At 65.2% G+C, this 24,914-nt stretch carries 16 protein-coding genes; 9 read left to right on the forward strand and 7 right to left on the reverse strand.

Translation table 11 applies throughout. The features are described from left to right. Positions 1-188: 188 nt before the first annotated feature. The 5 genes from GFD25_RS05385 to GFD25_RS05405 all read left to right on the forward strand — a co-directional run bounded on the left by GFD25_RS05385 (position 189) and on the right by GFD25_RS05405 (position 7,920). Complete coding sequence (locus GFD25_RS05385) at positions 189-3,089, forward strand: glycoside hydrolase family 3 protein (RefSeq protein WP_163230704.1); 2,901 nt, start codon at positions 189-191, stop codon at positions 3,087-3,089. A 255-nt stretch (positions 3,090-3,344) separates the two neighbouring features. Then, on the forward strand, positions 3,345-4,022 hold the full coding sequence (locus GFD25_RS05390; protein WP_163230706.1) for a DUF3990 domain-containing protein: 678 nt from the start codon (positions 3,345-3,347) through the stop codon (positions 4,020-4,022). Beyond that, on the forward strand, positions 4,003-4,653 hold the full coding sequence (locus GFD25_RS05395; RefSeq protein ID WP_163230708.1) for a helix-turn-helix transcriptional regulator: 651 nt from the start codon (positions 4,003-4,005) through the stop codon (positions 4,651-4,653). The genes GFD25_RS05390 and GFD25_RS05395 overlap by 20 nt, the downstream gene beginning before the upstream one ends. 233 nt (positions 4,654-4,886) lie before the next feature. Continuing rightward, positions 4,887-7,364 carry a beta-glucosidase GluB gene (gluB, locus tag GFD25_RS05400; RefSeq protein ID WP_163230710.1) on the forward strand — a complete coding sequence of 826 codons (2,478 nt, stop codon included), beginning with the start codon at positions 4,887-4,889 and terminating at the stop codon, positions 7,362-7,364. A 58-nt stretch (positions 7,365-7,422) separates the two neighbouring features. Beyond that, positions 7,423-7,920 (forward strand): GtrA family protein, encoded by a 498-nt coding sequence (locus GFD25_RS05405; protein WP_239512421.1) that lies wholly within the window; start codon positions 7,423-7,425, stop codon positions 7,918-7,920. Positions 7,921-8,008: 88 nt separating this feature from the next. Here the strand turns inward: GFD25_RS05405 and GFD25_RS05410 are convergent, their stop codons facing one another. Beyond that, on the reverse strand, positions 8,009-9,352 hold the full coding sequence (locus GFD25_RS05410; protein ID WP_163230714.1) for a sensor histidine kinase: 1,344 nt from the start codon (positions 9,350-9,352) through the stop codon (positions 8,009-8,011). Between the two features lie 25 nt (positions 9,353-9,377). Next, entirely contained in the window at positions 9,378-10,091 is a 714-nt protein-coding gene (locus tag GFD25_RS05415; RefSeq protein WP_163230716.1) for a LytR/AlgR family response regulator transcription factor, read from the reverse strand. A gap of 354 nt (positions 10,092-10,445) precedes the next feature. Between GFD25_RS05415 and GFD25_RS05420 the strand changes: the two genes are divergently transcribed. Both GFD25_RS05420 and GFD25_RS05425 read left to right on the forward strand, forming a co-directional pair. Next, complete coding sequence (locus tag GFD25_RS05420; RefSeq protein WP_163230718.1) at positions 10,446-11,573, forward strand: ABC transporter ATP-binding protein; 1,128 nt, start codon at positions 10,446-10,448, stop codon at positions 11,571-11,573. Positions 11,574-11,749: 176 nt separating this feature from the next. Next, positions 11,750-13,171, forward strand: coding sequence for a DUF4032 domain-containing protein (locus GFD25_RS05425; RefSeq protein ID WP_163230720.1), 1,422 nt, complete (start codon positions 11,750-11,752; stop codon positions 13,169-13,171). A gap of 240 nt (positions 13,172-13,411) precedes the next feature. On the opposite strand, the gene GFD25_RS05430 is transcribed toward GFD25_RS05425, so the two are convergent. Next, positions 13,412-16,054 carry a prolyl oligopeptidase family serine peptidase gene (locus GFD25_RS05430; RefSeq protein ID WP_163230722.1) on the reverse strand — a complete coding sequence of 881 codons (2,643 nt, stop codon included), beginning with the start codon at positions 16,052-16,054 and terminating at the stop codon, positions 13,412-13,414. 158 nt (positions 16,055-16,212) lie between these two features. On the opposite strand from GFD25_RS05430, the gene GFD25_RS05435 reads away from it, so the two are divergent. Further along, positions 16,213-17,400 (forward strand): hypothetical protein, encoded by a 1,188-nt coding sequence (locus GFD25_RS05435; RefSeq protein WP_163230724.1) that lies wholly within the window; start codon positions 16,213-16,215, stop codon positions 17,398-17,400. Positions 17,401-17,478: 78 nt separating this feature from the next. Here GFD25_RS05435 and GFD25_RS05440 read toward each other — a convergent pair whose 3' ends face one another. Together GFD25_RS05440 and GFD25_RS05445 are read right to left on the reverse strand one after the other, a co-directional pair. Then, complete coding sequence (locus GFD25_RS05440; RefSeq protein ID WP_163230726.1) at positions 17,479-19,557, reverse strand: Na+/H+ antiporter; 2,079 nt, start codon at positions 19,555-19,557, stop codon at positions 17,479-17,481. Positions 19,558-19,693: 136 nt separating this feature from the next. Then, positions 19,694-20,440 (reverse strand): alpha/beta hydrolase, encoded by a 747-nt coding sequence (locus tag GFD25_RS05445; RefSeq protein WP_163230728.1) that lies wholly within the window; start codon positions 20,438-20,440, stop codon positions 19,694-19,696. A 283-nt stretch (positions 20,441-20,723) separates the two neighbouring features. Here GFD25_RS05445 and dcd point away from each other — a divergent pair, with 283 nt between their 5' ends. Continuing rightward, the gene (gene dcd, locus GFD25_RS05450; protein WP_163230730.1) at positions 20,724-21,305 is read left to right on the forward strand and encodes a dCTP deaminase; all 582 of its coding nucleotides are present in this window, start codon (positions 20,724-20,726) and stop codon (positions 21,303-21,305) included. Positions 21,306-21,404: 99 nt separating this feature from the next. Here the strand turns inward: dcd and GFD25_RS05455 are convergent, their stop codons facing one another. Next, complete coding sequence (locus GFD25_RS05455) at positions 21,405-24,401, reverse strand: cation-translocating P-type ATPase (protein ID WP_163230732.1); 2,997 nt, start codon at positions 24,399-24,401, stop codon at positions 21,405-21,407. 322 nt (positions 24,402-24,723) lie between these two features. After that, positions 24,724-24,914 (reverse strand): hypothetical protein (locus GFD25_RS05460; RefSeq protein WP_163230734.1); only part of this gene is annotated, 191 nt, incomplete at its 5' end.

A 24,914-nucleotide genomic window follows, 5' to 3' on the forward strand; every position in this document is an offset into this window, starting at 1 on the left:
CGCTAGCCCTGTATTCCATACACAATCCGTATGGAAAAGCCAACGCCGTCGGCATTGTTGTTCGCTCCGAGATTCGCGCACAATGGAGCCACACCGTTCACAACAGCCGTGAACGCCAGCAATACCAACGGTTTCAGCACCACACGGCAGTCGCATCGCGCGGGAGCGAGAGAAGAAAGGAAACAGCCATGCTGGAAATCAACATGGACGACGTCATCGCGGTCGTCCAATCCATCCGGGCCGAGCTGATCGCCATCGCGGTCTTCCTGGTCCTGGCCATCGTCATCACCGCGGCGGTGAACAGGCACACCGTCGCCGACCAGGCCACACGCAAGCTCGCGCATTCAACGTCATGGGTGGTCGCGGGCATCGCCGCGGTCGTCTCCGTCACCATGATGCTGACCGGCCCGCTGAGCAACATGATCACGATGGCCACGGCCGAAAAGCACGAGCTGAGCGCCGAAACCATCGACAAGACCAACAAGCTGGCCGTCGACATCGAACGCGAGGGCATCACGCTGCTGCAGAACAACGACGGCATGCTGCCGCTCGCGGCCGGCAACATCAACGTGTTCGGCTGGGCGTCGACCAACCCGATCTACGGCGGCACCGGTTCGGGCGCGCTCTCCGACGCGTACGACACCACGTCGCTGCTCGATGGCCTGCACGACGCCGGCTACAAGACCAACGACGAGCTGACCAAGTTCTACACCGACTACCGCACGGACCGCGGCGTGATCGCCGTGACCTCCGCCGACTGGACGCTGCCGGAACCGCCGGCCTCGACGTACACCGACAGCCTCATCAGCGACGCCAAGGACTTCTCCGACACGGCGATGATCGTGATCGGCCGCGTCGGCGGCGAAGGCCTCGACCTGCCGACCGACATGAACAAGGACGGCGTCGTCTACAACGACAATTCCTCCGACTACAAGGACTTCCCCGAGGGCACGCACTATCTCGAGCTGAGCCAGTCCGAGAAGGACATGATCGATCTGGTCACCAAGAACTTCGACAACGTGACGCTGGTCTACAACGGCGCGAACGCCTTCGAATTCGGCTTCCTCAAGGACTATCCGCAGATCAAGTCCGTGCTGTGGGCGCCGCACCCCGGCCAGGCCGGCTTCGAGGCCCTCGGAGAGGTGCTCAACGGCACGGTGAACCCGTCCGGCCGCACCGCCGACACGTTCGTCAAGGACCTGACCAAGACCCCGAACTGGAACAACTTCGGCGCCTTCCAGTATGACAACGTGGCCGAGTTCGAGGTCGAATCCGCGCGCGGCACCCGCTCGCCGAAGTTCGTGGACTACGTCGAGGGCATCTACGTGGGCTACCGCTTCTACGAAACCGCCGACGACGAGGGCCTGATCAACTACGACGACGTCGTGCAGTACCCGTTCGGCTACGGCCTGAGCTACACGACGTTCGACCAGAAGATGGGCGACGTGACCTACGCGAACGGCAAGGTCAGCTTCGACGTGACCGTCACCAACACCGGAGACACGGCCGGCAAGGACGTCGTCGAGGCGTACGTCAACCCGCCGTACGTCAACGGCGGCATCGAAAAGTCGACAGCGAACCTCGTCGCGTACGAGAAGACCAAGGAACTCGCGCCGGGCGAATCCGAAACCGTCAAGATCGAGTTCGACGACGATGACATGGCGTCCTACGACTACCAGAACGCGAAGGCGTACGTGCTCGAAGCCGGCGACTACCAGGTGTCCATCAACGAGAACTCGCACGTCGAGATCGACTCGGCCACCGTCACCGTGCCGACGACCATCACCTACGATTCGGCCGACAACACGCACAACGGCGACGCCACCGTCGCGACCAACGTGTTCGACGAGGCGGAAGGCGACGTGACCTACCTGTCGCGCGCCGACCACTTCGCCAACTACGACGAGGCCACCGCCGCGCCGACCGACTACTCGATGCCGGACGACGTGAAGTCCACGTTCTACAACAACGGCAACTACGATCCGACCAAGTTCGACAACGCGGACGACCAGATGCCGACCACCGGCGCGAAGAACGGCCTGCGCCTGATCGACCTGCGCGGCGCGGACTACGACGACGCCAAGTGGGACCAGCTGCTCGACCAGCTGACCTTCGACGAGATGGACACCATCATCGCCAACGGCGGCTACCAGAACGCGGCCATCAAGTCCATCGGCAAGGTGCGCCTGTCCGACGTGGACGGCCCGGCCGCCCTCAAGGACAACTTCACCGGCGTCAGCTCCATCGGCCTGCCCGCGAACATCGCGCTCGCCTGCTCGTGGAACAAGGACCTCGCCAGGCAGTACGGCGAAACGATCGGCGACATGGCCCACGAGATGCAGGTGTCCGGCTGGTACGCGCCGTCCATCAACAACCACCGCAGCGCATTCGGCGGCCGCAACTTCGAATACTTCTCCGAAGACCCGGTGCTGACCGCCGGACTCGCCGTCGAACAGGTGCTCGGCGCGGCGGACCGCGGCGTGTACGCATTCACCAAGCACTTCGCGCTCAACGAGCAGGAGACCGAACGCAACGGCCAGCTGTGCACCTGGTCGAACGAGCAGGCGATCCGCGAGATCTACCTGCGCCCGTTCGAGGAGGTCGTCAAGGCCAGCAACGGCAAGCCGCAGGCCATGATGGGCGCGTTCAACTACGTCGGCAACACGTACGCGAGCGCCCACGTCGGACTCAACCAGACCGTGCTGCGCGACGAGTGGGGCTTCAAGGGCATGCTCGAGACGGATTACTTCTCCGGCCCGAACTACGGCTACCAGACCGCCGACCAGGCGATCCGCGGCTACACCGACATCATGCTCGCCACCGCCGATACCACCAACCACGTGACCGACCATTCGGCCACCTCGGTGATCGCCATGCGCCGCGCCGCGCACAACATCCTGTACACGGCCGTCAACAGCTGGCGATACGAGGACGGACAGCCGGACGCGAACATGCCGGCCTGGAAGATCGCGACGATCGTGGCCGACGCGGTGCTCGGCGTGGCGCTGGCTGGACTCGAGGCGCTCGCGGTGGCCCGCTTCCTCAAGCGCCGCAAGGCGACGGCGGAAACCGTCGCGGCGGCGAAGTAAGCGGCGAGCCACATTCCAAACCTGCGCGGACCCGCTGCCCCGGGTCCGCGTCTCCCCCGGACGGGCGGGAGGCGATCCATCTCCTCGGATCGTCTCCCGCCCGTTCGTCAACTTCTCAAAATTTTTGAGAAGTTTCCCGCATAACTTCTCAAATTTTTTGAGAAGCTACCGTCGTTGCGACCTTCAGACCATCCATATGCCTTACGACTGTCACTGTGGTGATATATCATGGCGATACGGCGAAAGGAGCGACCAATGGCGGACATCGAACTGTGGCACGGCTCCTCGCAGGTCATCAGGCATCCGGAATACGGCCTCGGCAAGCCGAACAACGACTATGGACGCGGCTTCTACTGCACGCAACACGTCGAACTGGCGAAGGAATGGGCCTGCGCCGGACTTGACGACGGTTATGCGAACCACTACCTGCTGCACACCGATGATCTGACGTTCCTCGACCTGTCCCGGCCGCCGTACACCATCCTCAACTGGCTTGCGCTGCTCGTCGAACACCGCAGATTCCAGCCGAACACAGCCGTCGCCGCGCAAGGCATCGACTATCTGCGACATGTATTCCTGCCGGACATGAGCCATGCCGACGTGATCGTCGGATACCGCGCCGACGACTCCTATTTTTCCTTCGCCCGCGCATTCGTCAACAATACGATCTCATTGGATCAGCTCTCCGAGGCGATGCGACTGGGCGAGCTCGGCAAACAGATCGTGCTCGTCAGCCCGGCGGCGTTCGCGAACCTGCGTTTCCGGGACTGCGAAATCGCGCAGTCGTCCGTCTACCATGTGCTGCGCAACGAACGCGACTCGGCGGCGCGCGCCGCCTACCGGAAGTACGGTGCCATCACAAGCCTTGACGGACTGTTCATGCGCGACATCATTCGAGAGAAGATCACCAACGATGATCCACGCCTACGATGACGACTATTTGCCGGACGCGATGGCGAACCTCGCGGGAGCGTTCGACTACGCGGTCAACGACTGCGGACTGGACATCGACCTGTTCGCGGATTTCTTCGTCGCATCCGAAACCGCCGACCTGTTCGGACAAGGCGTGCCGAAATACGTGTGCGGCATGTCCGGGCAGGAGCTCGTGGCCGAAATCATGGCAGGTTCCGGCTGGCTGGGCCTCGCAATCCTTCCAGACGCACCGATACGCATGCACGCGACGCCGGAATACTGGGCGGGATGGGCGCTCGCCTACTGCCAGTGGGCGCGAGGAGTGCGTTTCCGGGACATTCTCGACGTGCTGCCGATCCGCGATTTCCTGCGACTGTACCCGACATTGCATGAAGCCGACGAAAGCCACATCGTCGACGTTTACGATTCGCGTGCACGCTCGATGAGGGAGGACGGCGACTCCCGCTTGCATGAGATCCGGGTCCGATCCGGCCTGAGCCAGGCAGAGCTGGCCGAACGGTCCGGCGTATCGCTGCGCTCAGTGCAGATGTACGAGCAACGTCGCAAGGATCTCGCCAAAGCCGCCGTCTCCACCGCGCTTTCCCTCGCCCGCACCCTCGGCTGCCATATCGAGGACCTGCTGGAGCCGTGAGCGCGGGGCAACTCCGCCGCAATCCGGCCCGGCGGACCCGATACGAACCCTTCCCCCGACCAATCGTGCGGCCAAAACGACAGGTTGTGTAATGCGGGCCACGAAGCCCGACCGAACCTGATTCAATCAGACTAGCGGCGGATGGCGTGCGGCAGCGTGGCACGACGGATCCGCCGGAACGACGACAGCGTCAACGGCGCCCTGCGGCGCCTGCGGTACAAGGGAGAACGATTATGGAACTCGAAGAACTTTCGGTAGTCGAGAAAGCGGCGATGCTCTCCGGCGCCTCCGAATGGGATTCGCGTGGCAACGAACGCGCCGGCATCCCCAGCTTCGTGATGAGCGACGGCCCCCACGGCGTGCGCCGCCAGCTCGGCGAAGGCGACCATCTCGGCCTCGGCGCCTCCAAGCCGGCCACCTGCTTCCCCACCGCCGGCACGGTCGCCAACTCGTGGGATCCCGCGCTCGCCGAGACGATGGGCGAGGCGCTGGGCCGCGAAGCGCACGACCTCGACGTGAACGTGCTGCTCGGCCCGGGCCTGAACATCAAGCGCAACCCGCTATGCGGCCGCAACTTCGAGTACTATTCCGAGGATCCGATCGTCGCCGGCCGCATGGCGTCCGGCCTGATCCGCGGCATCCAGTCCAACGGCGTGTCCGCCTGCCCGAAGCATTTCGCGGTCAACAGCCAGGAACTGCGCCGTCAGGCGTCCAACTCGGTCGTCGACGAGCGCACGATGCGCGAGATCTACCTGACCGGCTTCGAGATCGCCGTGCGCGAGGCCGCGCCGATGACCATCATGACCTCGTACAACGAGATCAACGGCACGTACGCGCATGAGAACAAGCATCTGCTGCAGGACATCCTGCGCGACGAGTGGGGCTTCGACGGCATGGTCGTCTCCGATTGGGGCGGCTCGAACTCGGCCGTCGCCGCGGTCAAGGCCGGCGGCTCGCTCGAGATGCCGTCGCCGGGATTCACGTCCGTGCGCGAGCTGGAGTGCGCGGTCGCCGCGGGCACGCTGTCCGAGGCCGATCTCAACGCGCGCGCCGCCGAGGTCGCCAGGATCGCGGCCGCGACGCGCCTGACCGGCGTGGGCCGCGACGACCTGCTCGCCGACGACGTGGCCGCCGACCATCACGAGGTCGCGCGCCGCGTGGCCGAAGGCTCGGCCGTGCTGCTCAAGAACGGTGCGCCCACCGCGAACGCCGCCGCCCTGCCGCTCAAGCCCGGCGCGCGCGTCGCCGTTGTCGGCGACATGGCCAAGACCCCGCGTTTCCAGGGTTCCGGCTCGTCCAAGGTCAACGCGACCCGCGAGGAGAACATTCTCGACGAGCTGGGCAAGCTCGACTCCGTCTCCGTCGCCGGATACGCGCAGGGCTACGACCGTCAGGGCACGAAGAACCCCTCGCTGATCGAGGATGCGGTCGCGCTGGCCTCGGGTGAGAACGTCGACGTGGTTCTCGCCGTCGTCGGCCTTGACGAGCGTAGCGAATCCGAGGGCCTCGACCGTTCCACCATGGCCATTCCGCAGGCGCAGAACGATCTGGTCGCCGCGCTGGCCAAGACCGGCAAGCCGGTCGTGATCGTGCTCGTCGCCGGCTCCCCGGTCGAGCTGCCGTGGTTCGACGACGTCGCCGCCGTGCTGTACGTGGGCCTGTCCGGCCAGGCCGGCGCCTCGGCCACCGCGCGCGTGCTCACCGGCGAGGTCAATCCGTCCGGCCATCTGGCCGAGACCTGGCCGCTGCGCTACGACGACTGCCCGTCCTCCGGCTGGTATCCGGCGATCGGCCGCGACGCGATCTACCGCGAGGGCCCGTTCGTCGGCTACCGCTACTACGAGACGGCCGGCGTTCCGGTGCGTTTCCCGTTCGGCTACGGCCTGTCGTATTCGACGTTCACGTACTCGGCATTGGTTGCCGACGAGACCGGCGTCGAGTTCACCGTGACCAACGATTCCGACGTTCCCGGCGCGACCGTCGCGCAGCTGTACGTGTCCGGACCGTCGCGTTCGGCGGCGAACGCGACCGACGGCAGGACGGTCGGCGTGCTGCGTCCGGTCCGCGAGCTCAAGGGCTTCGCGAAGGTTTCGCTCGGCGCGCACGAGAGCGCGACCGTGCGCATCGAGTTCGACCGGTACACGTTCCGTCACTTCGATGCCAAGGCCGACAAGTTGGCGACCGAGTCCGGCATCTGGACGCTGTCCGTGGGCGACAACGCCGAACGTCTGCCGCTGTCGACGCCGTTCGCGGTCGCGGGCGACGTGGACGCGAAGCCGGCCGATCCGGCGCTCGGCTCGTACCTGACCGGCGACGTCAAGCACGTGACTGACGCCGAAATGGCCGTGCTGTTCGGCCATGAGGTGATCGCGCCGGGCAAGCCGGACACGTTCGGCGTGAACGACCCGATCTCCAGCTGGGCCGGCTCGCGCGGGTTCGTGGCGCGCACCGTCGCGAACACGCTGATCAAGCGCGAGGCCGACGTGCGCGAGAAGACAGGCGCGCCGGACCTCAACACGCTGTTCATCCTCAACATGCCGCCGCGCGCCATGAGCAAGATGACGCAGGGCATGGTCGATTCGGCCATGGTCGACGCGATCGTCAAGATCGGCAACGGCCATACGTTCCGCGGGCTCGGCGGGCTGATCGCCGGCTACTTCCGCAACCAATCCGCCAACAAGCGCACCGCAAAGGAGATCAACCATGACTGACGCCACGAAGACCGCGGGCAATACCGCGTCCGCGCCGACCGCCGAGGAGCTCGCCAAGATGGGCCCGGTCCGCCGCTGGATCGCCACGCATCCGACGATCTGGGAGTTCATCCTGTTCAACCTGCTGTCGAACATCTCCACGATCACGCGTTTCGTGGTCACCTGGATCGGCACCGCCGTGTTCGTGGCCGGCCTGGGCATCACCGCGCCGTTCCACTTCCTGATCTTCAACTACCCGGAGTCCGGCAACGGCCTGGGCGGATTCCTCACGTTCCTGCTCGCCGAGGTGCTCGCGCAGGTGGTCAACTTCTTCGTGCAGATGAAGTGGGTGTTCAAGTCCGACTCGAGCTTCAAGGACGCCGCGTGGAAGTACGCGATCCTCGCCGTCGTCATCGTGGTCGTCAACCTCGTGCTGCCGGGCTATGTGACCGCGCTGTGCCAGGGCTGGGGCATGAACGCCGGGGTCGCGGGCACGGTCGCCTCCATCGTGAACACGCTGCTCGCGGTGGTGGTCAGCTACCCGCTGCTCAAGTTCTGGGTCATGCCGAAGAAGTAATGGCATACGACCGATGATCGAAAAGCTGCCGCGGCAATGCCCGGCAGCTTTTCATTTGAGAGGCTGTTTTCGAACGGAGGCGCCGCGCCTACCGCGGGATGAGCACGGTGAGCGTGAACCAGTGGTCCTCGGTGCGGATCGTCACCTCGCCACCGTACTGCTGGGCGATGTGCCGGATCGACTTGACGCCGAAGCCGTGCCGCGACGCATCGCGCTTGGTGGTGCGCAGGTTGCCTGCGGTGTCCTTGCTCAGCTCTGAATCGTAGTAGTTCTCGATGCGGATCACCGTGAACCGTCCCTGCCGGTACAGCGCGAGACGGATGAGACGCTGCTGCGGGTCGGCCAGCTTGCTCGTCGCCTCGATCGCGTTGTCAAGCGCGTTGCCGAACAGCGAGGCGATGTCCATCGACGACATGCCCGCCAGCAGCGAACCGTCGGCCACGGCGGTGAGCGTGATGCCACGGTCCGCGCAGGCGCGGGTCTTCGTGGTCAGGATGACGTCCAGCACCGGGTTGCCGGAATGCTGCTGCGCGCTGTACTGCGCGACCGACTGCTCCAGCTGTTCGAATCCTGCCGCCGCATGCTGCGGGTCGACCTCGGCGCGCAGCGCGGCGATCTGATGCTTGAGATCATGCGCCAGCCGCCCGATCGACTCGATGTTCTCCTTCGAGGCGAGATACTCCTGATGCTGGCTTTCCAGCTGCGCGTTGATCGACGCCAGTTCCGCGTTCGCCTCCACGCGTCGCGCCTGCTCCTGCTGGGCGAACAGGATCGCGAACCCGCAGAAGTCCACCAGCGTGCGGATATAGAAGACCTCCTGGCCCACCGATCCGGAGAACGGCGTGTTCGTCGACACGAAACTCAGGTTGCTCATCGCGAACGTCACCAACGTGATCGCCACCGTGCCCACGGCCAGCTGCATCGTCGTCGACGTGGGCGCGTCCGCGCTGAAATTCCCCCGTTCGACCGCCCACGCGAGCGTGAAGCACAACGCGTACGTGACCACCAGCAGCGCCACCGGCGCCCAGCGCGACCACAGGCCGGCCGCTCCGTCCGGGTCCGGCAGGACGGTCATCCCGTTCAGTCCCAGGAACGACGCCAGCTGCCAGTGCAGCGACGCGACAAGCTCCGCCAGCACGAACGCGCGCGCCGTAATATACAGTCCCTCACGCTTGCCGGTCCCCGCACCCAGCCAAACGATCAGGTACATGCCGGCGACCGCCATCAGCATACCCCCGGTCCACAGCCACATCGGCAATGCTCCGGCCAGATACTGGATGCCGATCATCGCCGCCAGGCCGACCGCACAGACCGCGATCGTCCGCCGCAACGGCACGCGCCGGTACACCACCACGATGTACGTCAGGCACGCCAGCCACTCGCACACCGCCGTGAACAGCCTCGGAATATCGGGCAACGCATTGGTGATCATGCTCGCACCTCCACCGGCATGCCCGTCACATGCCGCCCATATAGTCCGTCAGCGCGGACAGGAACGCCTTCTTGCGCGGCCGGCTCACCCGCAGACGATCGCCGTTCGACATCACGCAGTCCTGGTCCTCCATGCCGGTCACGTGCCGCAGGTTCACCAGATAGCACGAGTTCGACCGGAAGAAGTCATGGTCGGCCAGCCGCGTCTCGAAATCCTTGAGCGTGCCGGACACCTGCATCCCCCCGCCGAGCGTGTGGATGATGATCGTATGCCGGATCGACTCGATGTACAGCACGTCCGCCAGCTCCAGCCGCTGCTGACCGCCGCCCACGTCGACGAGCATCGCGTCGTCGCCGCGCCGACGCACCGATTCGATCGACCGCTTCAGCTCCTGCTTGAACGCGAAGTACGGCACCGGCTTGAGCATGTACGACAGCGCACCGACCTGATACCCGTTGATCGCGTACTGCGGCGCGGCGGTAATGAACACGATGACGACGCTGTCGTCGCGCTCGCGGATGCGCCGGGCCGCCTCCATGCCGTCCATGCGCTTCATCTCGATGTCGAGCAGGAGGATGTCGTAGACGGGCTTGTATTGTTCGGCGATCTTCTCGCCGTCGTCGAACACGGAGACGACGAACCGTTCGCCGGTTTCCGACTGGTATTGGTTGAGGTAGTCGACCGCCCGCTGCAGGGCCGCGGGGTCGTCCTCGACCACACCGATCCGGATCTCGCGCATGCTGACCGCCTTTCCGTGTCCGTTCCACCCCGATTCTAGCCGATGGGTCCGCTTCGGAAGGGTAAGGGGACGGCCTCGATTACATCGCGTGTAGCATACCCGACCAGAATCTTAACGTTGAGATTCATAAAACGAGACAAAACACGCCGTGGCGCACCGTTGACGGACCCCGATCGACGTGTATAGTTGGTCATGGCTCAGCGAAGAGATCTTCAAAGAACCGAAGATAACTGAACGCCGAGGTTTGGGACTTAGCCAATGTGGGAAGCCATGAACCGAAGCACAGCAAACAAGAAGAAATCCCTTTACAACGGATCGTGAGGCACGTACCTGCCTCTGAAAGGATGAAACATCATGGCAGAAGTCGTTTTCGACCATGTTACTCGTATCTACCCGGGCAACGACAAGCCCTCCGTGGATGATCTGAATCTGGATATCAAGGACGGCGAGTTCCTGGTGCTGGTTGGCCCGTCTGGCTGCGGTAAGTCGACCACCCTGCGCATGCTCGCTGGTCTGGAAGAGGTCAACAAGGGCCGCATCCTCATCGGTGGCAAGGACGTCACCACGATGCAGCCGAAGGACCGCGACATCGCTATGGTGTTCCAGAACTACGCTCTGTACCCGCACATGACCGTGGCCGACAACATGGGCTTCGCCCTGAAGATCGCCGGCACTCCGAAGGACGAGATCCGCAAGCGCGTCGAGAAGGCCGCCGAGATCCTCGACCTGACCGAGTACCTCGACCGCAAGCCGAAGGCTCTGTCTGGTGGTCAGCGTCAGCGTGTCGCCATGGGCCGTGCAATCGTCCGTGAGCCGAAGGTCTTCCTCATGGATGAGCCGCTGTCCAACCTCGACGCGAAGCTGCGTGTCCAGACCCGTACCCAGATCGCCGCTCTGCAGCGTCAGCTGGGTGTCACCACCCTGTACGTGACCCACGATCAGACCGAGGCCCTGACGATGGGCGATCGCATCGCCGTCATCAAGCTCGGCATCCTGCAGCAGGTCGGCGCCCCGACCGAGCTGTACGATCGTCCGGCCAACGTCTTCGTCGCCGGCTTCATCGGCTCCCCGTCAATGAACCTGAACACCCACCCGGTGGTCAACGGCAAGGCGAAGATCGGCGAGGACACCGTGGATCTGCCGGCCGAGGCCGTCAACAAGCTGACCGCCGAGGACGGCGGCAAGATCGTCGTCGGCTTCCGTCCGGAGGACGCCTCCCTGGCCACCCCGGATGACCCGAACGCCTTCTCCCTGAAGGTCGTCAACGTCGAGGATCTTGGCTCCGACGGCTACATCTACGGCAACATCATCACCGATGGTTCCGCCGCGGAGGCCGCTCAGGTCATGTCCGACCAGAACAAGCTCACCACGATTCGCGTGAACCCGCGTGCGCTGCCGAAGGTCGGTGCGACCGTCAAGATCAAGATCGACCCGTCCAAGATGCACCTGTTCGCTCCGTCGACCGAGCTGCGTCTGAACTAGTAGATACTTGGCACGGAGAGATAACCGTGTCAACCATTAAACGAGGCATTCTCTTCCTCTCTTAGGCCTCGTTGGAAAAGCCCCGCGTAGTAGCGGGGCTTTTCTTTTGCCCGTCCCGCGTCGGCCATATTCCCGTGTCGCCCACCGTTCCGCCTGTGCAAGTACGATAGAACCTTATGGAATCAAACAATCTGAACCAGTTGGATCCGCGCGCCCTCAAGGCCACATCCGTCAAAGCCGAGGATGCGTCCGCCGAATCGCCCGAGCCCCAGGCATTGAAGATCACCGCCGCCAGCTCGAATCCGAAGATGTTCACCCTGCCGTGGGAAAAGCCGCTCGCCACATGGCCGACCGAGCTTCTCGCCAACCTGCCGCGAGGCATCTCCCGCCACGTCGTGCGTTTCGTACACGTGGGCGACGAGGTGTACGCGATGAAGGAAATCACCCGTCAGGTCGCCGAACGCGAGTACGAGCTGCTGCGACGCCTGCAGAAGCTCGACCTGCCGACCGTCCAGCCGATCGCCGTGGTCACCGGCCGCCACGACGCCAACGGCGAGCCGCTCGAGGCGATCCTCGTCACCAAGCACCTCAAGTTCTCGCTGCCGTACCGCGCGCTGTTCGCCCGCAACCTGCGCCCCGACACCGCCGAGCGCCTGATCGACGCGCTGGCCGTGCTCATGGTCCGCCTGCACCTGGCCGGCTTCTACTGGGGCGACGTGTCCCTGTCGAACGTCCTGTTCCTGCGCGACGCCGATGCGTTCTCCGCGTTCCTGGTGGACGCCGAGACCGGCGACCTGCAGATCAACCTGACCCAGGGCCAGCGCGAGTACGACATCGATCTCGCCCGCACGAACATCATCGGCGAACTCATGGATCTGTCGTCCGGCCGACTGCTGCCGAGCGACGTCGATGAGATCGAGGTCGGCAACCGTCTCGCGGACCGCTACCACTCGCTGTGGAGCGCGCTGACGGACACCGACAAGTTCAACCCGGACGAGATGTGGAAGATCGAGAAGCGCGTCAACAAGCTCAACGAGCTCGGCTTCGACGTGGACGAGCTCGAGATGAAGACCGCGGAGGACGGCAAGCGCGTACTCGTACGTCCGCGCGTGGTCGACGCGGGCTATGCGTCGCGCAAGCTGCTGCGTCTGACCGGCCTCGACGTGCAGGAGAACCAGGCCCGACGCCTGCTCAACGACCTCGACGCCTACCGCGCGTCGACGTGGCGCGAGGGCGAGGAGCTGGAGATCGTCGCGACCGACTGGATGCGCGAGGTGTACGAGCCGACCGTGCGCATGATCCCGCGCGAATACCGCTCGCAGATCGAGCCGGCGCAGTTCTTCCACGAGGTGCTCACCCACCGCTGGTTCCTCGCGGAGAAGGCCGGACACGACGTGCCGATGGCCGTCGCCGTGAAGAGCTACATCGAGAACGTGCTGCCGCAGTACAAGCTCGACAAGAAGGACGTGGACGCGCTCAACGCCGAGGCCGATTCGGGCGTGGTGGACGACGAGTACACGTACAACGAGTCCGACTACGACGATGACGACGATTACAACCCGGACGACGATCCGGACGCGGCGGTCTGGAGCCACTGAGCTCCCCTAAACTGACGGCTCCCCCTATCAGGGGGAGCCGTCACTCTGTCATACGCTCGATCGATTCGCCAGAACCTGCTCCCCCTGATAGGGGAGCCGTCAGTTTGCATGCGATCAAACGGCTCACTAGGACGTGCTCCCCCTGATAGGGGGAGCTGTCAGCAAAGCTGACTGAGGGGGTCACGCCCATCACCCAAATCCAGCGAAACCGGCGAAGACCCTCTCACATCAAACACAACCCTACAATCCCAGCTTCTCGCGCAGGAAGTCGCGCTGCAGCACCAGCAGGTTCTCGGCCACCGTCTCGTCGTTGGTCATATGGGTGATGCCCGTCAGCGGCAGGTACGTGTGCGGACGCCCCGCGGCCATCAGCGCCTGGCTCAGCCGCAGGCTGTGCGCGATGGTCACGTTGTCGTCGGCGAACCCGTGGATGAGCATGAGCGCCCGGCTCAGCTTCGGCGCGTCCTGCACGATGCCGTTGTAGGCGTACACCTTCGGATCAAGGCCGAGGTACCGCTCGGTGTAATGCGTGTCGTACAGCGTCCAGTCGGTGGGCGGCGCGCCCGCGCAGCCGGCCTTGAACACGTCGGGCGCGTCCAGAACGGCCAGCGCGGACAGGAATCCGCCGTACGACCATCCGATCATGCACACCTTGTCCAGGTCAGGCTCGGGAATGCGCATGCGACCGGCGACCGAACCGGCTTCCTCATCCGCCGCCTGCCCCGAGACTTTCCCGGGATCGTCACACTCGGCGTTGAGCGCGGCCACCGCATCCGGCAGCGAGCGCACGGCCTCGACCTGATCGGCCAGGGTCACGTCCTTCATGTTCTCGAAGATCTCGCGGTCCCACTTCGGTCCGCGACCGGTGGTGCCGCGACCATCCGCCGTCACGACGAGGAAGCCCTGATCGGCCCACCACTGACCCTCCCAGTAGAACGACTGCGAGGCGACGACCTGCTGGAATCCCGGTCCGCCGTACGGCTTCATGAGCACGGGCAGGCTCGTCGCATGCGCGTACGGGCTGGACGCGCTCGGCGCGATGATCGCCGTGTACAGACGGTGTTCGCCGAGTCGCGTGAACGTCACGTTCGGCGTGAATCCCGGGTGCGCGGAATCACTGGCGATCGCGTGGCCGTTGTGCCACATCATCGCATGGTCGTGAGCCATGTCGCGCCCGCTGACCACCATGCCACGTGCGCCGCGAGACGCGGTCCACGATCCGGGCACCGTCGTGACCGGTTCGATCACGCCGTCGAACGCGATGCTCACCACGTCGAAGCTGCGCGCGTCGTGGCCGCCGCACCGCCGCTCGTCAGCGGCGCCCGAACCGGCTTTCGTCCACGCGGCCGGAACGTCGGGCGCGAGATCCGGCTCGCGCTGCACGACCGCCAGCACGTCCTTGTCGGTGACGTCGAGCACCTGCCGCACGTTCCAGCCGGCCGGCGTGAAGGCCCGGCCGTCGACCGTCAGACGGTTCGTGTCGGAATCCATGTCGTTAAGCGAGCAGACCAGACGCCCGTCCGGCGTGAACGCCGGCGTGCCGTGGATCAGGTCGATCCACTGGTCGTTGTGATGCGTTGCCAGCACGCGGGTTTCGCCCATGCGATCGCCGTCGGGCGTGACCGCGAGCACCTGATCGTTGCGCTGGCAACGGTCCTGCACGAGCACGATCGGCTGATGGCCGGCGCTCCAGTGGACGGCGGCGATGTATTCGTACGTCTTGCGGTCCCACCGCACGGGCGCGCCGTCGATGCCGGCGTAGCGGCCGTCATCGTCGAACGAGAGCGCCGCGACGGTCAGGGTCGTGTCGGCGTTGGCGGTCAACGCGCGCGGATAGCGGCGGCCGACCGCGGGACGACCGGGATTGGCCGGATCGCTGATGTACCACATCGGTTCGGGCGACGAATCGAAGGTCTCGAAGAGGATGTGACGCGAATCGGGCGCCCACCAGAAGCCGTCGTAGCGGTCCATTTCCTCGCCGGCGACGAATTCGGCGAGGCCGATCTTCCACGTGTTGCCGGAGTCGTCGCCGTGACCGGCACCGCAGCCGTCGCCCCCGTCGCACACTCCCCAGATCGCGCCGATCCGATCGCCCCCGGCGTCGGATGCGCGACCGTCGGCCATCGCTTCGTCGACCATCGCATCGTCGGCGAGCACGTCGAACACGCCTTCGGACAGCGCGTCCTCGTTGTCGTCCATCGCGATGAACACGCCGTCGTCGAGGTCGCCGGCGGGCGCGTCGGCACGCTCCTGTGCATCGGCTTGCGCATCGGCCCAGTCGGCGATGTCGATGAGGATGAGATGCTCGCCGGTGGTGTACAGCACATGACGGCCGTCCGGACTGATGCGCGGGTTGAGCACCGGACCGTACATGCCCTGCCGGTCCGCGTCGCCGTCGAGCCGGTCCGCGGCAAGCTGGCGCGTACGTGCGGGCGCACCGTCGGCCGCGGTGCCGTCGGCCGTATCGCCATTCTCATCCGCGATTTCGGTGAGGAACAGCCGACCGTTGATCGTGAACACGACACGCCGGCCGGCCGCATCGACCGAATACCCGACGATGCCGGTACCGCCTTCGCGGGCGCGTTCACGGCGCGCCTTCTCCTCGGCGGGCACGTCCTCGCTGTCGGCATCGGCCAGCAGGTCGCGCGGGTCGGCGAGCTTCACTTCGCGGTGCGTTTCGTTTCCGTCCGCGTCCGTACCGGTTTCGCTCATCCACAATGAGGTCACCAGGTCCTCCGGCCCGTCGGAGCGCAGGAACAGCGCCCGCGTGCCGTCTGCGATGACCTGAGCGGAACGCGGCGCGCCGCAGGTGAACCGCAACGTACGCGCCCTGCGCCGTGGGAAATTCGTGATCGCTTCGTTGACATCAACCGTATCGTTCATACCAATCGACCATACTCCCCCATGCGCACAGCTCCCCCTTCGAATCACGCCGTGTCGCGGGGTCTCCCCCGACCTGTTACCATCGACAGTGCACATCGACGGTGCAGTTAACGACGACGAACGTGAGCGAGGCAATGGCGACACTCCCCCCGAACCATATGACATATACCCCGAACCCCAACAACGACAAGCCCGTACAGTCCGGCACGACCGGTCCCGACGAACCGGATTTCTTCACCGGAGAAGGTCCGCAGACCTGCGATTGGACGGGAGAACACTGCGCCGACCGCGCCGAATACTACCTCGTCGTCATGTGCGAGAACGAGAAATGCACCACGTCCCACATGCGCAGGCTGTGTCCGCGGCATTACGTGCTCGAATTGGCGAACAGGCTCGATCATCTGCGGTTCTGCAACCGCATGCGCAAGTTAGGCACTCCGGACACGATACGGACGGAGATCCTGCGGCATTTCGCGGCGTTCGGCCCGATCGGCGCGGATCCGGCGACCGCGCAAGCCGACGCGGCCACGCAAACCGACACGACCGCGCAAGCCGACACGACCGCGCAACATGATTCCCCGGGCTCCGCTGAAGACGGGAACCCCGCGGACGACCGTCCGCCCGTCATGACGGCCGAGGCGGACGGCAACGGCACCGAACGGATGCACGGCGCCACGGCACATGTCGCGTACGATGCGCTGCGCACGTCGGAGGACACCACGCTCGAACAGTTGCGCGCGTGGGTCGACGGCCTGGCGTTGCGGCATGCGCGGCTGACGGTCGAATACTTCGCCGTCAACGAGGATCCCGTGATGCCGCTGTTGTACAAGATCTTCGATCCGCGGCGCGATCCCCGCAATGCCGGTTCCATCTATGATCCGTACGATCCGGCGACCAACGGCTTCGTGTCTTGGTCCTCCGTACAGGCCGCCGACCTGTCGCGGCGCGACCTGGTCCGACCGACGCTGGAGTCGCGCGTCGACCCGGACACCAAGGAGTTCGCCGGGTTCGAAGTGAACGACTGCCTGTCCTACACGGTGATGGAACGCAACGGGCTCATCACCGCGAATCCGGCCAAGGCGGTGCCGAACCTGTTCCTGATCGTGGATCACGACACGACCATGGCGCTGCCAGTCACGCCGGGCTCGCTGATCACCTGGAACGCGACGGACGACGGCTACCGCAACCAGCTGCAGGTGTGCGATTACGAGTCCTGGACGCGACGGTTCGAGCCGTATGTCGCCTATTACGATCACGCGCCGTTGGATCCGGCGGACGTGAACGCGAAAATCGCCGACCTGACCGGGCGGATCCACCGGATCATTCGCGACGGCGTGCGGCCGTAGCGTCCACGACGGCCATGGAGCCCACGGCATCCGTAGCGTCCACGACGCCGCGCGACCGTCGGCCGACGCGGACTCGCGTCACAGACTCGAATCCGCGTCGACGCTCATCACGTACACGTTGCGGCGCAACGCCTTGGCCTGCGCACGCGTGATGTCGCCGGCCTCGAACATGTCCTGGATCACGCCGAGCTCGATGCCGTAGCTTTCGCGCTTGACGTCCTCCGCCATCGCCATCGACTGGGCGCTGCCGCTCATGTTCGGCCGCGACCTCAGCGCGGACTCCGCGCGACGATAGTCGAGCAGCAGCATCGAACAGTGCTCCGTGTTGTACCGGTCGCGCGTCATCTCCTCGTACAGACGATCGATCACATGGTCGAACGCGTCGAGCTGGACCATGCGCGAGTGCGCGAAGATCGCGTCATCGCTGATCAGCGGCGTCGTGTGCCGGATGCGGCTGCTCGTGCGCCTGATCAGCGTGAGCGTGCGACGCTGAAGGGCGCGCATGCGGCCGCGGATCTGCCACAGCATGGTGCCGGAATTACGGTCGGTGTCGATGTGGCGTAGCGAGTTCATGATCTGGTCGAGCAGATGCTCGCAGGCTTCGATCTCAAGGTCGCGATCGCGCGGCGAGACGTTGCCGTTGTCCTGTTTCGTGTCGATCAGACGCTGCTTGACGTAGTCCTTCTCCCAGCCGAGCGCGTCGATCTGCAGCTGCGCGTATCCCTGCGGGTCGAGTTCGCCGACGCGTTGCTTGAGACGGGTGATGCGTTTCGTGTACGAGTCGATGACCATGAGGATCGCGCGGCGGTTCTCGTCGGTCACGCGGCCGGTGAGCTCCTCGACCGTGCGGCGCAGCACTTCGATCGTGATCTCGGTCATCTCCGTCGACGTGTCCTTCGACCGGTTCGGCGCGAGCAGCGGCAGCAGGAAGTTCGCCAGCAGCAGCGTGACGATGATCACGCCGGACGCGACGAAGATCAGCTCGTCGCGCATCGGGAACCAGGTGCCGTCGGCCAGCATGTACGGGATCGTGAACATCAGCGACAGCGTGATGGTGCCCTTCGCGCCGCCGAACGTCATGACCGCGGCCGAACGCAGTCGCTCCGGGGTCATCTTGCGGCGCAGGTGGGTGTTCACGTCGCGCGCGAGGCGCAGCATCACGCTCACCCACAGGAAGCGCATCACGATCACGATGCCGGCGACCATGAGGATCACGCCGATGAGCAGCGTGTTGCTCACGCCGGGATCGTCCCAGCTGGTGCCCATCGCCTCGGGCAGCAGCATGCCGAGCAGGATGAACACGGCGCCGTTGAGCGCGAACGACAGCACGCCCCACACGCTGTTCGACACGATGTTGGTGCGTGCCACGTTCGGACCGATGCCCGTGCGGTCGAACCGGATGAACAGGCCGGAGGCGACGACCGACAGGATGCCGGAGACGTGCGCCACGTCCTCGGCGGCCAGGTACAGCAGGAACGGCAGGAACAGTTCCATGAGGATGCGCGTGGTGGTCGTCTCCCAGCCGAGCGAACGGATCGTTTCGAACAGCCAGTTCGCGATCAGTCCGATCGCCAGACCGAACAGACCGCCGCCGATGAACGACATGACGAATTCGCCGGCCGCCTCGCCGACGCCGAACTGGCCGGTGACGGCCGCGGCGATCGCGAACTGGAAGCCGACGATGCCGGACGCGTCGTTGAACAGCGATTCGCCCTTGAGCACGCCGGTCTGGCGTCTGGTCAGCGCCGCCTCTTTGCCGAGCGAGCTGACCGCGACCGCGTCGGTCGGGCCGAGCGCCGCGCCGAGCGCGAGCGCCGCCGCCAACGGCACGGCTGGCCAGATCGCATGCAGGATGAAGCCGACGGCGACCATCGTGGCTATCGCCAGGCCGATCGCCAATGATAACGACAGTTTGAGTGAGCGCAGGAGTTCGGACTTGTCGATCTCATGCGCCTCGAGATACAGCAGCGGCGCGATGAACAGCACCATGAACAGTTCCGGGTCGAGGTCGACCTCGGGGAAAAACGGCAGTTGCGATGCGATCGCGCCGAGCGCGATCTGCACGAGCGGCGTGGAGACCTTCGGAATGAACCGGCTGATGAACGAGGACAGTACGACCGCGGCGATGATGCACAGGATGAGTTGAAATACCGCCACGGCTCCTCCTTCTCTTGCGGTCGCCGAGTCCTAAGACTATCAGCCGCATGCGCGTGGCACGTTACGTTTCTCGCTGGGCGACTACGGGTGCGGGACCGTTTGCGGGGTGCGGCCGCAGGATGGTCCGTGGCGCTCTCTACAGCACGCCGGAGGAGATGCCGTTGAGCAGCATCCACTGGCGCAGGTCGGACAGCTCGTCCATGCTGACGGCGTGGTCGAGGCCGTGGTAGCTTTTCGTGGTCAGCCAGGTGTGTTCCTCCAGCCATGCGGCCGCGGCGAACAGTTCGTATTTGGGGATGACGGCGTCGTTCTTGCCGTACGTGAAGAACACGGGGACGTCGAAGTTGGCGAGCCGGTCGTCGGCGGGCGCGGTGCCGGGCACGCCGCCTGGCGCAAGGTAGCCGGACAGCGAGATCGCGGCACGGTAGCGTTCCGGGTGGATGCGCAGCAGGTGGACGGCGAGCAGGCCGCCTTGGGAGAAGCCGAGCGGCACCACATCGCGGGTCGCGGGGATATGTTCGTCCACCCAACGATCGATGGCGGTCGCCGCGGCGAAGGCGGCGCGGTCGAGCGCGTCACCGGATGGCACGCCGTCGCGGAACCATGCGTAGGCGCCGGGGCGACTGTCGGCCTCCGGTTGCAACTCCACAGGCGCACGCAGGGCGACGTGGTCGTTGTACGGCGCGATGTAGCGCATCAGGTCGGCGATGTCGTCCTCGTTGGATCCCCATCCGTGCAGGCACAGAAACATCGGCCGGCTTGGCAGGGCGTCGCCGCCTCCTCGCGAGTATCGCGCATGTGTGATTGCCGGGATCGCGGGCGTTCCGTCGTTCTGCTCGCCGTTGCCGGGTGCGGCATCGCTGATTGCTGCGTCTTCGCTCATAGACGCCAATATACCGGTTCCGAAACAAAGAAACCCCGGCGGGGTCACCGCCGGGGAGAGAAAGGAGAGAGAAGAAGAAAGGTTTCAGTTATCGGGAACTGCTGCTGTTCCGGTTCAGCTCTTGCTGACGGTTATTATGTAACCACCGCTTCCTGAGGGCAATGATGGGTTTGTCTGGGAAAAGACTGGGAGTTCGGACGCCACAGCGCCACGCCGCTGTGCGGACACCTGCCGCTACACTAGGGGTACAGATCACAACGTCCTCAATGCATAAGGAGCATTCATGCTGCTGTCCGATCGCGATATTCTGGCCGCCAAGGCCGACGGCCACATCTCGCTTGATCCGTGGACTCCTGAGATGGTGCAGCCCGCGTCGATCGACGTGCGCCTGGACCGCTTCTTCCGCCTGTTCAACAACCACGCGTACACGTACGTCGACCCGGCCGAGAACCAGGGCGCGCTGACCGAACAGTTCGAGGTCGCGCCGAATGAGCCGTGGATCCTGCATCCGGGCGAGTTCGCGCTCGGTTCGACGTGGGAGTACGTCAGGCTCGACGCGACGATGGCGGCACGACTGGAGGGCAAGAGCTCCCTCGGCCGTCTCGGCATTCTCACCCATTCGACCGCCGGCTTCATCGATCCGGGCTTCGAGGGGCATATCACGCTGGAGCTGAGCAACGTCTCCACGCTGCCGGTCAAGCTGTGGCCGGGCATGAAGATCGGCCAAATGTGTTTCTTCCGGCTCAGCTCGCCGGCCGAGCACCCGTACGGCTCCAAGGGCACCGGCTCGCACTACCAGGGCCAGCGCGGCCCGACCCCGAGCCGTTCCTACATCAACTTCTACAAGGCCGACGTGAGCGACTGACGGGCTACGGCGCTGCCCGCCGAAGCAACACGGCGCCACGAGACGAGAAAGAGGCTCCCGAAGGAGCCTCTTTCTTGGTTATGGGCGCTTATGCGACAATCACGCGGTCACGCCGCGGCTCTTGTCGATGGCGCGCATGATGGCCTTGTAGATTTCGGAGGCCACCAGCACGATCGCGGCCAGGCCGATGCATTCGAACCAAGCCACCAGATCGAGCGGCGTGGTGCCGAACGCGTCGTTGAGGAACGGCACGTAGATCACCACGACCTGCAGCAGGATCGAAATGCCGATCGCGCCCCACAGCCACTTGTTGCTGAACAGGCCCACGAACGCGGACTGGCGCGCCGAACGCGAGGCGATCGCGTTGAACAGCTGAGCGAACACGAGGATCGTGAAGCCCATCGTGCGGGCCTCGGTCATCTGCGCGTCGTGGCCGAGCGCGTCCACCGAACGGTCGGTGAACAGGCCTCCGGCGAGGTGCATGTCCATGCCGATCAGCGTCACGGCGGCCATGATGATGCCGATGAACGCGATGTCGATCCACATGTCCTTGTCGATCACACGGTCGGTGAGCTTGCGCGGCTTGCGGGCCATCACGTCGTCGGTCTGCGGGTCGACGCCCATCGCCAAGGCCGGTGCGGCGTCGGTGAGCAGGTTGATCCACAGCAGCTGCGTGGCGAGCAGCGGCACGGTCACGCCCTGGGAGCCGGGCTGGGTGATGCCGAGCACGCCGGCGAGCATGACGCCGCCGAACACGGTGAACACCTCGCCCACGTTGGAGCTCAGGAGGTAGCGCAGGAACTTGCGGATGTTGTCGAAGATCACGCGGCCTTCGCGCACGGCGGCGACGATGGTCGAGAAGTTGTCGTCCGCGAGGATCATCTTCGCGGATTCCTTGGTGACTTCGGTGCCGGTGATGCCCATCGCCACGCCGATGTCGGCGGACTTGACGGCCGGGGCGTCGTTCACGCCGTCGCCGGTCATGGCGGCGATGTTACCCTGACGCTGCAGCGATTCGACGATCTTGAGCTTGTGCTCGGGCGCCACGCGCGCGTACACGGACACTTCGGAGGTCGCCTTGTCGAGCGCCTTCTCGTCCATCGCGTCGAGCTGGTCGCCGGTGAGCGCCTTGCCGCCCTTGTCGATGATGCCCAGGTCGGAGGCGATGCGGGCCGCGGTGAGCGGGTGGTCGCCGGTGATCATGACGGTGCGGATGCCGGCGCGGTGCGCTTCGGCCACGGAGTCGCGGACCTCGGTGCGCGGCGGGTCGATGATGCCGACCATGCCGGCCCAGATGAGATCGGATTCGATCACGTCGGACTGTTCGGAAATGTCGGTGATCTGACCGGCCGAATTCGTCACGATGCCGGGGACGTCGGCCAGCGAGGAGACGCCGAGCGGACGGTACGCCTCGCCCAGCGTGCGGTACGCCTCGCCGGACAGCTTCTCGACGGTCGCGAGGATCGTCTGACGGTCGCCTTCGGTGAGCGGCCGGACCGCACCGCCGACGGCGATGCGCGTGCAGTACGCGAGCAGCACGTCCGGCGCGCCCTTCGCGAAGACGGTCAGGTTGCCGGCGTCGGCGTTGTCCTTGGCGACGATCGCCATGCGCTTGCGTTCGGACGTGAACGGCACTTCGGCCACGCGCTCGAAGTTCGCGTACTTCTTGTCGGCGTGCACCTTGCGGGCGGCGACGATCAGCGAGACTTCGGTCGGGTCTCCGATGGCCTCCCATACGCCGGCCTTGGATTCGCTTTCGCGCAGGTCGCCATCGTTCGCGAGCGTGCCCGCGCCCAGCGTGGCCATCACTTCAGCTTCGACACCGGCCGGAACGGCCAGATCGCCGTCCGCGGCGCCGACCATCACCATGCGGCCTTCCGGCGCGTAGCCGGTGCCGGTGATCTGCACTTCGCCGCTCGGCGTGACCACGCGTTCGACGGTCATCTCGTTGCGGGTGAGCGTGCCGGTCTTGTCGGAGCAGATCACGGATGCGGAACCGAGCGTCTCCACGGAGGACAGCTTCTTGACGATCGCGTTGTGCTTGGCCATGCGCTGCACGCCGAGCGCAAGCACGACGGTCAGGATCGCGGCCAGGCCTTCCGGCACGGCGGCGACGGCCAGCGAGACGGCCAGCAGCAACGAGTCGATGATGTCGTGCACCGAGTGGAAGCCCTGCGTGAGGGCGAGCGCGGCGAGCACGACCACGGCGATGATGCACACCGCGAGGCCGAGGATCTTGGAGACGTGCGCCATCTCCTTCTGCAGCGGGGTGGCTTCGTCGTCGGTGGCGGCAAGCATGTCGGCGATCTTGCCGACCTGCGTGTTCATGCCGGTGCCGGTGACGATCGCACGGCCGGTGCCCTGCGTGACGGACGTGCCGTTGAAGATCATGTTCGCGCGGTCGCCGAGCGCCTTCGCCGAAGCGAGGGTTTCCGGCTTCTTACCGACCGGGACGGATTCGCCGGTCAGGGACGCCTCCGCGATGCGCAGGGACGCGGCGGCGAACAGTCGGCCGTCGGCGGAGACGGTGTCGCCTTCGCCGAGCACGACGATGTCGCCGGGAACGACGTCGGTGGTGTTGACGTGCACGACCTTGCCGTCACGCAGGACGGCGGTCTGCGGCGCGGTCATCTGCGCGAGCGCGGCGACGGCCTGCTCCGCGCGGGCCTCCTGGATGTAGCCGAGGACCGCGTTGACGATCAGGATGAGCACGATGACGAGCGCGTCGAACGGCACCGGCTCGCCGGCGCCCGGCGTGTTGGCGCGTTCGATGAACCATGCGACCACCGAGATCGCGGTGGCGACGAGCAGCAGATAGACCAGCGGATCCTCGAACTGCGCGAGGAACTTCTTCCATTTCGGCACCGGCGGCGCGCTGGCCAGCTGGTTCGGGCCGAATTTCTCGAGGCGACGCTTGGCCTCGTCCGAGCTCAGGCCGGTGGCCGTGTCGACGTTCAGCGCCTTGGCCACGGCGTCCGCGTCGGTCAGCGACGGGTCGGTATCGTTCAACAGCGCCTGCTGGGCGCGCACTTCCTCTGAAACGGCATCCTCGATCACTGCGGACGCCTTGGATTGATCCTTCGTACGATCAACCATGATGTTCTCCTTGGTATAGCCGCGGAGTAGTCAGTCCTCGCGAACGGCCGGGTTTTCTCCCCCGGTTCGCGGCAAGACTGCGCGGTTATGGGCACCGGCGCAACTGCTGCCGATGCGTACGTGTGCCATTATTCCATACACCCCGCAACAACGAGTGAAACATCTGTACGCATGTTGCCCAAAAATGGTGAAATCCTGCGGTTATGCGGCGGCGCGCGGCCGGCGTGGCTACCGTGCCTCCGCGGGTATGCAAAAGCCCGCCACCGGGTTTCCGATGGCGGGCTTCCTATGCGGTCCTCAGCCGAGGATCAGCGAGCGTACTTTAGTCCTCAAAAGGATCAAAGTCGCGGCGCACGCGGCGGCGCGGGCGCTCGGTGCGCTCCACGCGGTCGGCGCGGTACTCGTCGTAGTTCTCATCGGTGGCGTAGCGCGGGTTGCGGTCGTCGCGGCGCGAGGAGCGACGCGGACGGTCATCGCGGTCATCGCGATCGGAACGGGACGAGCGGCGGTCAT

Source organism: Bifidobacterium aerophilum, from assembly GCF_010667685.1.
Classification (GTDB): Bacteria; Actinomycetota; Actinomycetes; order Actinomycetales; family Bifidobacteriaceae; genus Bifidobacterium; species Bifidobacterium aerophilum.